General features: G+C 63.6%; 9 protein-coding genes and 1 pseudogene. All 10 read left to right on the top strand.

All coding sequences use genetic code 11. The features are described from left to right. Nucleotides 1-13: 13 nt before the first annotated feature. The 10 genes and pseudogenes from polA to secF all read left to right on the top strand — a co-directional run bounded on the left by polA (nt 14) and on the right by secF (nt 16307). On the top strand, nt 14-2872 hold the full coding sequence (gene polA, locus AC3LCN_RS01210; RefSeq protein WP_488648267.1) for a DNA polymerase I: 2859 nt from the start codon (nt 14-16) through the stop codon (nt 2870-2872). Further along, nucleotides 2865-3860, top strand: coding sequence for a bifunctional DNA-formamidopyrimidine glycosylase/DNA-(apurinic or apyrimidinic site) lyase (gene mutM / locus AC3LCN_RS01215; RefSeq protein WP_488648268.1), 996 nt, complete (start codon nt 2865-2867; stop codon nt 3858-3860). Before polA ends, mutM begins: the two co-directional genes overlap by 8 nt. Then, nucleotides 3857-5818 carry an ABC-F family ATP-binding cassette domain-containing protein gene (locus AC3LCN_RS01220; protein ID WP_488648269.1) on the top strand — a complete coding sequence of 654 codons (1962 nt, stop codon included), beginning with the start codon at nt 3857-3859 and terminating at the stop codon, nt 5816-5818. The genes mutM and AC3LCN_RS01220 overlap by 4 nt, the downstream gene beginning before the upstream one ends. Continuing rightward, the gene (locus tag AC3LCN_RS01225) at nt 5785-6462 is read left to right on the top strand and encodes a dephospho-CoA kinase (RefSeq protein ID WP_488648270.1); all 678 of its coding nucleotides are present in this window, start codon (nt 5785-5787) and stop codon (nt 6460-6462) included. Before AC3LCN_RS01220 ends, AC3LCN_RS01225 begins: the two co-directional genes overlap by 34 nt. A gap of 13 nt (nt 6463-6475) precedes the next feature. After that, nucleotides 6476-8473: pseudogene (uvrB, locus tag AC3LCN_RS01230) on the top strand (excinuclease ABC subunit UvrB); the annotation flags it as partial. Between the two features lie 329 nt (nt 8474-8802). After that, a complete protein-coding gene (uvrA, locus tag AC3LCN_RS01235; RefSeq protein WP_488648271.1) occupies nt 8803-11709 on the top strand; it encodes an excinuclease ABC subunit UvrA in 2907 nt (968 codons plus the stop codon). 2 nt (nt 11710-11711) lie between these two features. Then, the gene (locus tag AC3LCN_RS01240) at nt 11712-12059 is read left to right on the top strand and encodes a hypothetical protein (RefSeq protein ID WP_488648272.1); all 348 of its coding nucleotides are present in this window, start codon (nt 11712-11714) and stop codon (nt 12057-12059) included. After that, on the top strand, nt 12049-13932 hold the full coding sequence (gene uvrC / locus AC3LCN_RS01245; RefSeq protein WP_488648273.1) for an excinuclease ABC subunit UvrC: 1884 nt from the start codon (nt 12049-12051) through the stop codon (nt 13930-13932). The genes AC3LCN_RS01240 and uvrC overlap by 11 nt, the downstream gene beginning before the upstream one ends. A gap of 37 nt (nt 13933-13969) precedes the next feature. Then, nucleotides 13970-15358, top strand: a complete 1389-nt coding sequence (secD, locus tag AC3LCN_RS01250) for a protein translocase subunit SecD (protein ID WP_488648274.1) — start codon at nt 13970-13972, stop codon at nt 15356-15358. Further along, complete coding sequence (secF, locus tag AC3LCN_RS01255; RefSeq protein ID WP_488648275.1) at nt 15351-16307, top strand: protein translocase subunit SecF; 957 nt, start codon at nt 15351-15353, stop codon at nt 16305-16307. Before secD ends, secF begins: the two co-directional genes overlap by 8 nt. Nucleotide 16308 lies beyond the last annotated feature (1 nt).

The following is a 16308-nucleotide window of genomic DNA, read 5'->3' on the forward strand; positions in this document are numbered from 1 at the left end:
GTACCCTCGCGGTATGCCAACCAAGCGCCGACTCCTCCTCGTTGATGCCTATGGGCTGATCTATCGCGCCTTTCATGCGCTGCCACCGCTGACGAATAGCCGCGGCCAGCTGACCAATGCGGCGTACGGATTCACCAGCATCCTGCTGCGAACGATGGCCGACGTCGATCCTGAGCGCGCCATCGTGGCCTTTGATGCCCCAGGCACCACCTATCGACATGAGCGCTTCCCCGCGTACAAGGCCCAGCGGCCGTCGATGCCCGATGAGCTGCGCTCCCAGGTGCCGATCGTGCGAGACCTTGTGGTGGCGTTGGGGCTGCCGCTCCTGGAGGCGACCGGCTACGAGGCGGATGACGTGATCGGCACCATCGCCACCGCCGCGGAGCGCGATGGCTGGGAGGTGCACATCGTCTCGGGGGACCTCGACATGTTGCAGCTGGTGACCAAAAAGGTTCACCTGATGCACACCGCTAAGGGTGGAGCTGATGCGATCGTTGAATACGATCCAGAGCGAGTCTTCGCGCGGTACGGCCTCACCCCAGAGCAGATGGTGGACTTTAAGTCGCTCAAGGGAGACAGTTCCGACAACATTCCTGGCGTTCCAGGTGTTGGCGAGAAGACCGCCTCCAAGTTGATTGCAACCTTCGGCTCCCTAGAGCAGCTCTACGCGCGTTTGGATGAGGTCGAGTCTGTGCGCATCCGAGGGTCGCTCGCTGCGAACCGTGACGCAGCATTCGCCGGCCAAGGGCTGATGACCATCGATCGCGATGCGCCACTCACCCTGCCGGCAACAGGCGGCGAGATTGGGGTGTATGACCGCGAAGCGGCGCTCGCCCTCTTCCGCGACCTGGAGTTCCGCGCACTCGCGCAGCGACTGCCGCCACTTGCCGGCGAAGACCGTGTCGCCGCTAATGCTGCGGTCAGCGCCGCAGCGGCGGGTGCTGCGCTGCGAGGCTCTGCTGCGCTGGTCACAAAGGTTGCGCCGAAGGCGAGCCCTGCGAGCGACCTGCAGCTCGGATTCAACTTTGATGCGGTGACGGCGGGGAATACCGCTGCGGGTCGATCGACCCACGTGGCGAGCAGCGCTACAGATGAATCGGATGCCCACTCCAAGATTGAGCAGGTGAAGCGTGGCGATCTCGCCGCCGCGGGGATTCGCGTCCTGCGCGCCGCTGACGAGGCCCGAGATGCGTTCCGCGGCCTTTCGCCGCAGGGGCACCTCGCCATTGGCGGTGTGGGTGCGGACCGCCGTGGCCCAGAGGCCGAGCTGGCGATCGCGATCGTAGATGACGCGGGAACGATTCTCGCCGCCGATGATGGCGCCGTGGTGCATGCGCTGCTGGAATCTCTGGCAGGGTCGGGCCGCGAGATTGCTGGCCTCGGCGTGAAGGGTCTGATTGGCGCCATGGTGAGCATTCGGCCAGACGCCTCGCCGCACCTTATTGATGACGTAGCGCTGGCCACCTGGATTGCGAATGTCACCATGCGCAACCCTGGGCTGGTGGAGGTTGCCTCCGCGCGACTTGGCGCCGATCTCCCTGACCGGCTCGAGCCGCTGCAGGAGGCGGTCCTCGCCGCACTCGTGACGCGAGCGTCGCGCGGCCCCCTCGCCGAAGATTTGCGCGAGGCCGGCACGCTGCGTCTCTATCGCGAGATCGAGTTGCCACTCGTTGAAGTACTCGCGCGCATGGAGATCGCCGGCGTCGCCGTTGATCGCTCCGCGCTGAGTGAGCTGAGCACGGCATTCACTGCAGAGATTGCGCGCCTCGAGCGGGAGTCCGAGCAGGCCGTCGGTCACCCTGTTGCGCTCGGCTCGCCGAAGCAGCTCGGCGAACTCCTCTTTGTGGAGCTGAACCTGCCGAAGGGGAAGAAGACGAAGACGGGCGCCTGGTCGACCGATGCGAGCGTGCTGGAGGAGATCCAGGGGGAGCATCCGATCGTTGGGATCGCCATGGAGTGGCGCACCGTCTCGAAGCTGCAGAGCACCTACGCTGAGGCGCTGCCGAAGCTCGTGGAGGGTGACGGCCGTGTGCACACCACCTTCCAGCAGGCGGTGGCGGCAACTGGGCGACTCAGCTCCACGGATCCAAACCTGCAGAACATTCCGATTCGCACCGCCCTCGGCCGCAAGATCCGCAACGCCTTCATTGCGGAGAGGGGGAACACGCTGGTGGCGGCGGACTACAGCCAGATCGAGTTGCGCATCTTGGCGCACGTCACGCGTGACGAACACCTGATCGCCGCCTTCGCCGCCGGAGAGGATATTCACCGCGCGACCGCCGCTCGTGTGCTCGAGAAGCCCGCCGCCGATGTGGACGCCGATGAGCGCGCCATGGCGAAGATGGTGAACTTCGGCATCGCCTACGGCATGGGCGACTTCGGCTTAGCCACGCGGGCGGGCATCTCGCGAGATGCGGCGAAGTCCTTCATCGCCGGCTACTTCGAGCGCTATCCGGGGATTCGTCGCTACATCGTCACGATCAAGGAGGAGGCGCGAACGAACGGCTCCGTCACAACGCAGCTCGGGCGCCGCCGGCCGATCCCTGAGCTCCGCGCGGGGAACCCTGCGCTGCGGGCGGCGGGGGAGCGCGCCGCCATTAACCACCCAATCCAAGGAACGGCGGCCGATGTGATCAAGATCGCCATGATCCGTTTGGCGCCACGACTTGCAGAGGCGGGCCTTACGGCGCGACTTGTGCTGCAGGTGCACGACGAACTACTGCTAGAGGTACCGAACGGTGAAGTTGGTCGCCTCGTGCCAATCCTGGTTGACACGATGGAGGGTGCGCTCGCACTGGATGTGCCACTTACCGTTGATGTGAAGAGTGGTCCGCGATGGGACGAGATGACGCCGTGGTCCGACCGTGCCTGAGCTGCCTGAGGTGGAGACGGTCGTTCGCGATCTCGCGCGACTCGTCAGCGGCGCCACTATTACGAGTGTCAACGTCTTTCGTGAGCGCAATCTTGCGACGCCTGATGCCCCCTCGTTCACCGATGCGGTTCGTGGCCGGCGCATCCTCGGCACGCGCCGTCGCGCGAAGTGGATCATCGTGGAGCTCTCCGGTGGGCTCCTGCTGCTCGTTCACCTACGTATGACCGGGCAGCTGTTGGTACTGCCCGCTGTGGCAGAGCGGGATCCCTATATTCGTCTCTCGCTCACGTTGGACGATGGTCGTGAACTTCGCTTCCGGGATGTCCGTGCGTTTGGGCGCGTTGCTCTCGTCGCGGAACGCAGCGACGGTGAGGCCGCCTCAAGCCTTGACCCACACTCGCCGCCGCTTCTCGCCGACCATGGTGTTGAGCCGCTCGCAGCGGCGTTCACCGCCGACGCCCTTTGCGCACTCATTGCGCATCGCGGAACACGCATCAAGAGCCTCCTCCTCGACCAACGCTGCATCGTTGGGATCGGCAACATCTACGCCGACGAGGCGCTCTGGCGCGCGAAGATCCATCCGCTCACCCCTGCGAGCGCGTTGCGTCCCGTTCAGATTGACGCGCTGCACCTCGCGATCGTCGGCGTGCTGAGCGAGGCCGTTGCGGCGCGCGGCTCCTCGATCAACGACTACACCGCACCAGATGGCGATGGCGAGATGCAGGAGCGTCTTGATGTCTACCAGCGCACCGGTGAGCCATGTCACCGTTGTGGTGCAGCAATTCAGCGCTCGGTCGTGGGGGGTCGCGGCACCCATGTCTGCCGCACCTGTCAGCGCGCACCTCGCGGTGCGGGCCGCACCGTGGCGTCGCGTGCCGTGCGCGGACCCCGCTGGAGTGAGCGAGTGACCCCAGAGACGGTTGGTGCTACGCGCAGTGAGCGTGCTGCAGCACGTCGGCGTTCGGCGCGCCGGGGGGAGGCGGCATGAGCATCATCACGTTGAGCGATGTTCGTCGCGAGATTGGCGCCGCCGTCATCCTCGACGAGGTGACGCTCAGCGTTGCCGCGGGGGAGCGCATCGGCCTGGTCGGCCCGAACGGGGCAGGGAAGACAACCCTTCTCAAGATGGTCGCGGGGCTTGAGTCTCCCGACCATGGTCGCGTGCAGCATGCCAAGGGTCTGCGCATCAACCTTCTCGCGCAAGAGTCGGCGCAGGACCCTGAACTACTGAATGCCCCAACGCTCATTGACGCGGTGATCGGGGGCGCTGCAGAGATCGTCTCCCTCGCCGCTGCGCTTCGGGAGATGGAACTTGATGGTCGTGCCGGCTCAACCGAATACGCCGAGGCGCGGACGAAATTCGATGCCGCCGATGGCTACGCCCTGGAAGACCGGGTGGGTGCGGCGCTACGAGGGCTCGGCTTCCCAACGGCACGGCACGACGAGGCCCCTGCGCGCCTCTCCGGAGGGGAGCAGACCCGCGTCGCCCTGGCGCGACTCGTGATCGCAGATCCAGATCTTCTTCTGCTCGACGAGCCGACCAACCATCTCGACATTCAGGCGATTGAGTGGCTGGAGGTGGCGCTGCGCGCACGCAACGGCGCGCTCATTGTCGCCAGCCACGATCGCGCCTTCCTTGATGCCGTCATCAATCGAGTCTGGGAGGTCCGCGCCCGTCACGTGACGCGCTTCCGTGGGGACTACAGCGCCTATTCGAAGCAGCGCGGTGCCGCTGATGAGGGGGACGAGCGCGACGCAGATCGTCGCGAGAAGGAGATCGCGCGCGAGCGTGAGCTGATTCAGACGTATCGAAGCCATCGCAAGTACGCAAAGATGCACGAGCATGAGCGCCGTCTGGCTGCGATCGAACCGGTCGTTCGTGAGCGCAAGGCGATCTCGCTTTCAATTGCAGCGGAAGGAGCTGGGCGTGGCCCTGCAGAGCCGCTGCGGCTTAGCGAGGCGTCCATCGGGTATCGAGAGCCGGCGCAGGTTGAGATCACCCGTGCGCGCAGCCTCGCCCTTCGCCGCGGCGAGCGCGTCGGGATCGTGGGCCCCAACGGCGCTGGCAAATCAACGCTGCTGAAGACAATCGCTGGCCTCCTTCCAGCCCTCGACGGAAACGTGGAGATTGCCGGTGGGGTGGTGCCTGGGTATCTCGCCCAGGTCCGCGCCGCAGGACTCCATGGCGCTACGGTGCTCGAGGCGTTACGCACCGCTGTACCTGTCGAGGATTCCGAAGCGCGGGCACATCTCGCGAAGTTCCTCTTCCGCGGTGATGCGGTGGGGAAGGAGGTCGCGGTGCTCTCCGGCGGCGAGCGCAGCCGGCTGGAGCTTGCCATTCTCGGTCTCATGCCGGCAAACCTGCTCCTGCTCGACGAGCCGACGAACCACCTCGATATTGATGCCTGCGAATCGCTCGAGCGATTCCTTCTTGATGGCGAGCGAACACTCCTTGTCGTAAGCCACGATCGTCGACTCCTTGAGCGCATCTGCACATCGCTCTGGGTCGTTGAAGATGGCGTCGTCGCCGCCTTCGACGGCGGGTATACCGCATGGCGAGAGGCGGTGGCCGGCGGCTGGAGCACAAAGGATGCCGACGCTCTCGTTGCTGGACGCCTCGGTTCACCGAGTGCCCTTACTGCGCAGCACACGATTCTCACCAAGCCTCAGCCAAAGGTTGCCGCGCCCGCGCCGAAGAAGAGTGCCGCACCGAAGCCGCAGCGTCTCAGCAAGGAGCAGGCGCGACGACGTCGCTCCGCAATCGAGGCAGACCTCGAGCGACATGGACTGCGGAAGGGACACCTGGAGCTCGCGATGCTTGACCCGAACGTCCTCGCCTCGTATACCGAACTAGCAAAGGTGGCGAGCGAGCTAGCCGACGTGACGGCGGCGCTCCAAGGGGCTGAAGAGGCATGGCTCGCTCTCGAGGGGGAGGTGGCGAAGTGAGTGGTGGACTCGTTCGCGTTGGCCTTGGTGGGCTCATCGCGTCAGGGAAGAGCAGTCTCGCCGTAGCCCTCGGCGAGAGTGCCGAGTTGCAGGAGGCGATTGGCGGAGCGATTGTGCATCTTGATGTTGATGCGCTCCTTCGCGAAGCGCGTTCGTCCGATGTAGTACTTCGCGACGCCATCCTCACCGCCGCACCAGATGCGCGCCGCGCTGACGGGAGCCTCGACACGAAGGCCCTCGCAGGCGTGGCGTTTGCCGATCCTGCAGTCATGCGCCGCCTTGAAGAGTTGCAGTGGCCGCTCGTCCGCGAAGCGCTCAGTGAGGCTAGCCGAGCGGCGAAGGCGTTGGGGGTACGCCTCTTGCTGGTCGAGGCCATTGCGCTGGGGCGCTCTGGCCTCGCCGAGGTGCTCGACGGAGTTCTCTACCTTCAGGTTGCTGAGGCGGTCCGCCGCCAGCGCTTTGTGACCCGTGGCGGCAACGAGGAGGATTTCCAGCTGCGGAACGCCGCACAGGCGGGGATCCCTGTGGAGATGGCGGGGATCGGGGCGGCTCCGATTGACGGGAGTGGCCCGCTGCCTGAGACCGTGCACGCGGCGATCCTCGTGCTTCGCCGCCTATGCTTGCAGGGTGAATCCATCGACTGAGCCCACGGCGGAACTGGCTCCCTCTGCGGGGCGCCCATTCGCCCTGCGCTCCGACTTCGTCCCAACGGGCGACCAGCCAACCGCCATCGTCGAACTCGTCCAAGGGCTCACCGATGGCCTCCATCACCAGGTCCTCCTCGGAGCGACAGGAACAGGGAAGACCTTCACGATTGCCAACGTGATCCAACAGGTGCAGCGCCCGACGCTCGTCCTTGCGCATAACAAGACGCTCGCCGCTCAGCTCTATGCCGAGCTGAAGGAGTTCTTCCCTGAAAACGCCGTCGAATATTTCGTCTCATACTTCGATTACTACCAACCAGAGGCGTACCTACCACGCTCCGACACCTACATTGAGAAGGATTCAAGCCGAAATGATGAGATCGACCAGCTGCGACACGCGGCCACCAAGGCGCTCTTCGAGCGTCGCGACACGATCATCGTGGCGTCGGTCTCCTGCATCTACGGCCTCGGCGCACCGGTGGACTACGGCGCTACCGTGCTCAAAGTGCGTAAGTCGGGGAAGTATCGCCGCGATGCCATCCTCCGCCACCTCGTTGACCTCCAGTACCAGCGCAACGATGCCACCCTCGGTCGCGCCAAATTCCGTGTGCGCGGCGACACGCTCGAGGTGCAGCCCGCTGGTGAGGAGACGATCCTGCGTGTGGAGTTTTTCGGTGACGAGGTGGAGCGCATCGCCGAAGTGGATCCTCTGACGGGAGAAATCCTTGCAGAGCGAAACGAGATGACGATCTATCCGGCCACCCACTATGTGACGCCAGCGGCGAAGCTCTCTGAGGCGATTCGCGACATTGAGGTGGAGATGGAGGGGCGTTGCCGCGAACTAGAGGCGACAGGTAAGGTCTTGGAGGCGGCACGCCTGCGCCAGCGCACCACTTTCGACTTGGAGATGATGCGTGAGGTTGGCTTCTGTTCTGGCATTGAAAACTATTCGCGCCACCTCTCACGCCGCGAGCCTGGCTCCCGGCCGTGGACCCTATTGGACTATTTCCCGGCTGATTGGCTCCTTGTCGTTGATGAAAGCCACATGAGCATTCCGCAGGTCGTGGGCATGTACAAGAATGACCGCTCGCGAAAAGAGATTCTCGTAGACTTCGGATTCCGACTTCCGAGCGCTCTCGACAATCGCCCACTCACCTTTGAGGAGTTTGAGACGAGCGTGCGACAAGCGATCTATGTTTCCGCAACTCCGGGTAGCTACGAACGAGAGCGCGCCGACAAGGTTGTGCAACAGCTGATCCGGCCAACAGGAGTTGTAGACCCTCATATCACGGTGCTCCCGACGAAGGGGCAGATCGACGATCTTCTCGAGCGCATCCAAGGTCGCGTGAAGAAGAAGGAGCGCGTGATCGTTACGACACTCACGAAGCGCATGGCCGAGGAGCTCTCGTCGTACCTCGAAGAGGCGGGGATCCGCGTGCGCTACCTCCATAGCGAGATTGACACGCTTGAGCGCATTGAGATCCTGCGCGACCTGCGCCTCGGCGTCTTTGACGTGATCGTGGGCATCAACCTACTCCGCGAGGGGATCGACCTTCCTGAAGTGACGCTGGTGGCGATTCTGGATGCCGACAAGGAGGGCTTCCTGCGTTCAGCGTGGGCGCTCATCCAAACGGTCGGACGCGCGGCGCGCAATACGGGGGGCGAGGTCGTCTTCTACGCCGACAAGATGACTGAATCCATGAAGGTGGCGATCTCCGAAACGGATCGACGACGTGCGATCCAGGAGCAGTGGAATATTGATCACGGCATCACCGCCACCACCATCTCGAAGCCGATCCGAGACCTGAACGATCGGCTGAAGAGCGTTGCCGAAAAGGCGGACACCTATGCCGGCGGGAAGCGCGGCGGTGCCTTGAGTGAGGTTGGACGCAGCGAGATCGAGAAGCTCGTGAAGCAGCTTGAGGCACAGATGAAGATCGCCTCCAAGGCGCTGGAGTTTGAGCGCGCGGCGGCTATCCGCGATGAGATCCGCATGCTCCGAACGTCGGTGCTCGAGGAGGATGCGGCGACGGCGATTGAGCGCGCAGCAGAGCGTGCAGCCCGCGAAGCGCAAGGTGGAAGCCGACGTGGCGCCTACGCAAAGACAGCTGCCCAGGGGATCGGCGCCGCGGCCCGCACGCTCCTCGCCCCTGCGCTTGATACCGCCGCCGACTGGCTCCCAGGCCTTCGCGACGAGCATGAGGAGGAGACCGCTACGATCCCCGATGCGGGTACGCCCCCAGTGGCTGAGGCGCCGGTACGTCGACGCACCTGGGATCCGAGCGTGACGCCGAATGTGATCAAGCGCCGTGGCGAGCGGCCGAAGCGAAGGGGGTAGTCGTGGGACAGAACAAGATCTCCGTTCGCGGCGCCCGCGAGCACAACCTTAAGGGGATCGATCTCGACATTCCCCGCGACCAGCTTGTCGTTGTCACCGGCATCTCCGGCTCAGGCAAGTCGAGCCTCGCCTTCGACACGATCTACGCCGAGGGTCAGCGCCGTTACGTCGAGAGCCTCTCCGCCTACGCACGCCAGTTCCTTGGGCAGATGGAGAAGCCAGACGTCGATTCCATCGATGGGCTGTCGCCGGCCATCTCTATCGACCAGAAGGGCTCGTCGCGCAATCCGCGTTCGACCGTCGGCACGATCACCGAGATCTGGGACCACTTTCGACTCCTCTACGCGCGTGCCGGAACCCCACACTGCCCAAAGTGCGACCGTCCAATCAGTCGTGTCTCACTTGACCAGATCGTCGAAGAGATCCTCAAGCTCCCTGACGGAACGCGCATCCTAGTGCTCGGCCCACTCCTGCGCGATCGTAAGAGCGAAGGTGAGCGCATGTACGAGGAGGCCCGCAAGTCCGGATTCAGCCGCGTGCGCGTTGATGGCGTCCAGTACGACCTCAGTGCCGATGACCTGCCGAAGCTTGACAAGAAGAGGCGGCACTCCATTGAGGTGATCGTCGACCGATTCGTGGTGCAGCATCCGGTTGACGAGAAGGGGAAGCCTCTGCCGATCCCCGATCGCAGCCGACTCGCCGACTCTGTAGAGACGGCGATCAAGCTCGGAGAGGGACTCGCCATTGTTGCCCCAGCACCTGCCGAGAAGGAGAAGCCAGCCTTCGAAGAGCGGCTCTTCAGCGAGAAGCTCGGCTGCGCCTACGACGGTACGGTGGTGGACGACCTGCAGCCGCGTTCGTTCAGCTTCAACTCTCCGCATGGCGCCTGCGAAACCTGCACCGGCCTCGGCTTCCGCCTCGAGGTCGATGAGGAGCGCGTGATTGACCCTGAGAAGTCGGTGCTCACCGGCGGTTTGATCCCGTGGTCTCGCTCACCAGAGGGGAGCTGGTACTTGAAGGTGGTCACTGCAGCGATGAAGGCGAACAAGTGGAATCCCAAGACACCGCTGGGCGATCTCCCGAAGGGTGCACTCGACTACCTGCTGCACGCCGAGCGCGAGGACCGCTACACGGTCACCTACGAGAACTCGAGCTACAGCAACACCTATAAGGCTGCGTTTGAGGGGATCATCGCGAACCTTGAGCGCAGGCATAAAGAGACGGACTCTGAGCTGGTGCGCGTAGAGATTGAGCGCTACATGGTGAGCAGGCCCTGCCCCGACTGCAAGGGTCGCCGCCTGAAGCCCGAAATCCTCGCCGTGCGCGTGGACGGGCGCAACATCGCCGAGGTGGCCTCCATGCCGATCGGCGAACTGGTGCCGTGGATCAACACCCTCTCGAAGGCGCTCGGTGAACGTGAACGCAGGATCGCCAAGGCGGTGATCAAGGAGATCAGCGAGCGCGCCGGCTTTCTCGTTGACGTTGGTCTTGACTACCTCACCGTCGACCGCTCCGCAACGACGCTCTCTGGTGGCGAGGCGCAGCGCATTCGCCTGGCGACGCAGATCGGCTCACGTTTGGTCGGCGTCCTCTACATCCTTGATGAGCCATCGATCGGCCTGCACCAGCGTGATAACGCTCGCCTGATCGCCACGCTGATTCGGCTGCGCGACCTGGGCAATACGGTGCTCGTGGTTGAGCATGACGAAGAGACGATTCGCACCGCCGACTGGGTCGTAGATATCGGCCCTGGTGCAGGTGAACATGGCGGCCGCTTGATTTCGAACGGCACGTTCAAGGAGCTCCTCGCAGCGAAAGACTCCATCACGGGCGCCTACCTCCGTGGCGACCTTTCGGTGGCGGTGCCGAAGTCGCGTCGCAAGGGGAGTGGCAAGGCGATCACCGTCAAGGGTGCGCGTGAACATAACCTGCGCGAGCTTGATGTTGCCTTCCCGCTCGGCGAATTCGTTGCCATTACTGGCGTCTCGGGGAGCGGCAAGAGCACCCTTGTCACCGACATCCTGCAGAAGGCGCTTGCGCGCAGGTTGCATGGCGCGAAAGATCGACCAGGGGCGCACGATCGCATCACGGGCCTCGATGAGATCGACAAGGTGATCGAGATTGACCAGAGCCCAATCGGCCGTACGCCGCGCTCGAATCCTGCGACGTACGTGGGACTCTTCACGCCAATTCGCGAGCTCTTCGCTGCCACGCAAGAGGCGCGACTCCGCGGCTATGCGGCGGGCCGCTTCTCCTTCAACGTAAAGGGGGGCCGCTGCGAGACCTGTTCTGGCGACGGCATCTTGCAGATTGAGATGCAGTTCCTCCCCGACGTGTATGTCCCCTGCGAAACGTGCCAGGGAAAGCGCTACAACCGCGAGGCGCTCGAGGTGACCTGGAAGGGGATGACGATCGCTGATGTACTGGAGCTGCAGGTGGAAGATGCCCTCGAGCGCTTCTCTGCGGTGCCTGCGATTCGTAATCGACTGAAGACGCTAAGCGAGGTGGGCCTCGGATATCTCCGTCTCGGACAGGCGGCAACGACGCTCTCGGGCGGCGAGGCGCAGCGCATCAAGCTCGCCACTGAGCTGGCCCGGCGCTCAACTGGCCGCACGATGTACATCCTCGACGAGCCGACCACAGGGCTGCACTTCGCCGATGTCGATCGCCTGCTGCATGTTCTGCATCGACTTGTTGATGGCGGCAACAGCGTCATCGTCATCGAGCACAACCTTGATGTGATTAAGACGGCGGATTGGGTGATCGATCTTGGACCTGACGGCGGGAGCCGCGGTGGCGAACTCATCGCAGAGGGGACGCCTGAGCAGGTTGCAAAGGTGAAGCGCAGCCACACAGGTCGCTATCTCGCCCTCGCGCTGAAGGGCGAGCCGATCCACTCGCTGGAGTAGCGATGGCTGAGCCGCACCTCCCTCGACACGCCGATCCAGCGCTCGACCAAGCCGGACTCCGTGCGGCAAAACTCCTTGAGCGCATCCTTGATGAGCTGAGTGACGAGCGTGCCCGCGCTAGATTTCTGCCGTACCGCGCCTGGACGACGCAGCTTCGCGATGCTCACGGTGCAGCCCTGCGCAAGGGTGTTGTCGCCGTGCGCGCCGCCCTTGGGCCAGGGGATGGCCTTGCAGACGTCGCCTCTGGTGAGGCGGTGGTCGAGCTCCGCGAGGCGCTCGACGAGATCCTGCGCATCCTGAATCGCCGAGATGCACTTCGTGGTCACAATGGGGCGCGTGATGGCGCCTGAGCGGCTACCAGCGCCGAGCGTTCCTGGCGTCATTGCGGCGGCGCTCAAGGTTCTCCCCGACGCGCCTGGTGTCTATCTCTTCTCGGATAGCGCAGGGAAGATTATCTACGTGGGCAAGGCGACGCATCTCACGCAGCGCGTGCGCAGCTACTGGCAGGCGGGTGGGGAGCCAGGCGCACACCGCATTCGCGATGCGATCGCAGAAGTTGCGACACTCGACTGGACGGTCACCGATTCCACGAAAGAGGCGCTCCTCCTTGAGGCGACACTGGTACGTAGACATCTCCCGAAGTACAACATTCGTCTTCGTGACGACCGCAGCTACCCCTACATTCGCGTCACCGCAGATCCGTATCCGCGCGTGGAGCGTACCCGCCGCCTGGTTCGTGATGGCTCACGCTACTTTGGGCCGTACACCACACCCGGTTCCGTAAACGCTGCAATGGAGGCGATCAGGCGCCTCTTTCAATTCCGAACCTGCGAGATAGCAATCAAGCCAATGGAGCGCGCACTCGAGCGCCCCTGCCTCCTCTACGACTTGAAGCGGTGCCAGGGCCCGTGCCTCGGCAACATTCCGGTGGCCGACTACCAGCGCGAGATTGACGGGGTGCAACTCTTTCTCGGCGGCCGCGCCCGTGCCGCCATCACCTTGCTCACCACGCGCATGGAGTCCGCAGCCGAGCGCGAAGCCTTCGAAGACGCCGCGCGCATTCGTGATGCTGTGCTCTCCCTCGAGACTACTTTTGACGAACAGAAGGTGCCGACGTCAGGGCGAGCCGATGAGGATGTACTGGGTATCGCTCGCCATGGGCGCCATATTGCTATCGCCTGTTTCCAGATTCGTGATTCGGCGCTGGTGGGACGCGATGTTCATCGTGTGGAGGCGGGAGATTCAGGCGATGCAGAGCTGCTCGCAGGGTTCGCCGCAAGCTACTATGCCCGCGCCGGGGAGATCCCACCCTCAATTGCAACCGCTGCCGAGCTGAGTGACCCGGAGATCCTCGAGTTTCTCTCGGCGCGTCGTGAGGGTCGCGTCGAGATGCGCGTGCCACAGCGTGGCGATCGCGCGCGGATCCTGCGGCTGGCCGAGCGCAATGCGGAGGAGTGGCTCATTCGCCGCGAGGCCGAAGAGGATGCCGATCGTGAGCGTGCTGATGCGGCACTCTCGGCGCTCGCCGTCGCTCTCAGCCTCGATGCATCGCCAGCGCGCATTGAGTGCGTCGATGTGAGCACCATCCAGGGAGCATTCACCGTTTCGTCGCTGACCGTCGCGCAAGAGGGTCAACTTGCGCCGAAGGAGTACCGCCGATTCCGCATCAAAGGAGTGACTGGTCAGGATGACTTTGCAGCACACGCCGAAGCGCTTACCCGCCGCTTCGCCCGATCCGTGGCGGATGGGACGCAACGGAGCGGTGAGGCCGAGTCACGTGCCTGGAGTCTGCCCGACCTTCTTGTCATTGACGGTGGTCGCGGGCAGGTCTCCGCTGCAGCCGCCGTCCTGGATGCTGCAGGCTTAACGATCCCACTCGTTGGCCTCGCCAAGGAGCGCGAGGAGCTCTGGATGCGGGACGCCACGGTGCCGATTCTTCTCCCCGCCACCGACCCTGGCCTGCGCCTCATGCAGCGACTGCGCGACGAGGCCCATCGATTTGCGGTCGGCTATCACCGGACGCTCCGTAGCCGGGCTGCGACGGCGAGCCGCCTTGACGGGATCCGAGGGCTCGGCCCAGCGAAGCGGAAGGCGCTCCTGCGCAGGTTCGGCTCAGCCGCAGGGATCGCTGCCGCTCCCGTTGCGTCGCTCGCCGAGGTCGCAGGGGTAGATGAAGCCCTTGCCGCCCGAATACTGGCGGCTCTTGGTGCAGATCGTGGCTGAACGGTGCTGACGGGCACCCCTGCTAGGATTCGCGTCAATGCGTAAGTTCACCCCGTACCTGATCCTGGCCACAGCCCTTCTGGCGCTGGCTATTGACCTACTCCCAAATTTAAGTCTCCCCGCCAGCGGAGCAGCCGGTGGCACGCGCCCAATCGAAACCAAGCTCGGCCTCGACCTGCGCGGCGGACTGCGCGTGGAGTATCAAGTGCAGCCAGTCGGCGGCGTCAGCGCCACCGCTGCTGACCTCGCCACGATCCGCGATATCATCGAGCGTCGGGTCAACAGCACCGGTGTATCAGAGCCGCTCGTGCAGACGCAGGGGACCGATCGCATCGTGGTCGAGTTGCCTGGTGTCACCAATCCCGATTCCATTCGCGCCCTGTTGGGTACGACCGGGCGCCTCGACCTCGTGCCACTCCCGCGTGAGGCCTACGGCTATTTTGATGCCGCAACAGGCCAGCCTCACGAAGGGGTAAAGCCGGTACCTAACGAGGGTGAAACGCTTAGCGACACAACCCTGAAGGCGCTCTTCTCGGGCGATCAGATTGAATCATCTGCCGTGCAGATTGACTCTTCAGGAAGGCGCGTCGTCTCGTTCAAACTAAAGGCTGAGGGTTCGGACCTCTTTGCCACCTGGACAAAGGCGAATATTGGCTCCTACTTCGCGATCGTTCTGGACGGGGCTGTGAAGTCGGCCCCCTACATTCAAAGCGCAATCACTGGTGGCGAGGCACAGATCTCGGGAGGCGGCGCAAGCGGCTTCGCAGCTAACGATGCGACGAACCTAGTCACCATCTTGAAGTTCGGCTCCCTCCCATTCCCGATTGCAGAGATTGGTGTCACCGATGTGAAGGCAACGCTTGGCGCCGCCTTTCTAGGTCAGGCGCTCTTCGCTGGTGCGGTTGGCATCCTGCTGGTCTTCCTCTTCATGCTCCTGCACTACCGGCTCGCAGGCGCGGTGGCCAATGTCGCCCTCCTCTTCTATGTGCTGATCGTCTTGGCGATCTTCCGCCTCGTCCCTGTCACGTTGACCCTCGCCGGCATCGCTGGATTTGTCCTCTCCATCGGCATGGCGGTGGATGCGAACATTTTGATCTTCGAGCGCACGAAAGAGGAGCTTCGCATTGGGAAGGGGATTGCGCCGGCGGTGGAGGCTGGATTCAGCCGAGCCTGGAACTCAATCCTTGACTCCAACGTCTCGAGCTTGATTACTGCGTTCATCCTCTTCTACTTCGGCTCGTCAACGATCAAGGGCTTTGCGCTGGTGCTGATTATCGGCGTGCTCTGCTCGCTCTTCACCGCCGTAACGGTGACGCGTCTAATCTTGCGCGCCGTAATCGCGCGGAAGCGCCTCTCCTCGCCGTACCTCTACGGAGTGGCGAAGGGTGACCTTGACGCACTCGATCGGGGGGCCATCAATGGATAAGATCATTGCGCGCAAGCGCTGGTTCTTCCTCTTCTCCCTGCTCATCACTGTTCCCGGCCTCCTCTTTACGTTGGCGACCCCAATCTCGGGCGGCGCGGTTGGCCTGAAGTTCTCCATCGACTACACGGGCGGCACGATTTGGGAGTTCCGCCCAGAGAGCCCGGCTGATCCGCTGGTGGTGCAGGCGGCGGTCGCCAGCGCTGGCCACGAGGAGGCGACGGTGACCGAGGCGGGAACCGGCTTCCTGATTGTGCGCACGAAGCCTCTTGACCTACAGACCGGCAAAGATCAGATTGAGAATGCTGGAGCGGAGCTCCAAGCGATTCGCGAGGCGGTCATTGCGGCGGTTGGGCCGATCGCCCAGGAGGGTTCCGTCTCCACCGTTGGCCCGGTCATTAGCCAGGACCTCACGCAGCAGGCGCTCCTGCTCGTCGTGCTGGGCTCAATTGGAATCCTGCTCTGGATGACCTACCGCTTCCGCAATCTACGCTTTGGAATCGCGGCCCTCACGGCACTCCTTCACGACGTCATCGTGACGATCGGCTTCTTCGCCATCGCCGGCACCTTTGCTGGGATTGAGATCGATGCCCTCTTTGTGACCGCCATGCTCACGATCATCGGCTTCTCGGTGCACGACACAATTGTGGTCTTTGACCGCATCCGCGAAAACCTCGTCCGCCATGCTGGCGCTCCGTTCGGCGATATTGTCAACCACTCGATCGTGCAGACGCTGGGCCGCTCGTTCAACACCACGGCGACCGTTTTGATCACGTTGCTCACCCTGCTCGTCTTTGCCGGGGGATCGATTCGCACCTTTGTGCTCGCCCTTTTTATCGGCATTCTCTCGGGCACATACTCGTCGATCTTTAACGCCAGCCCACTGCTCGTCTGGTGGGAGGAGCGCGCTCAGGCGCGCAAGGCGGCAGCGGCGCGAACCCGCACGGCGTAGG

This window comes from Candidatus Limnocylindrus sp. (genome assembly GCF_040397215.1).
GTDB lineage: Bacteria > Chloroflexota > Limnocylindria > Limnocylindrales > Limnocylindraceae > Limnocylindrus.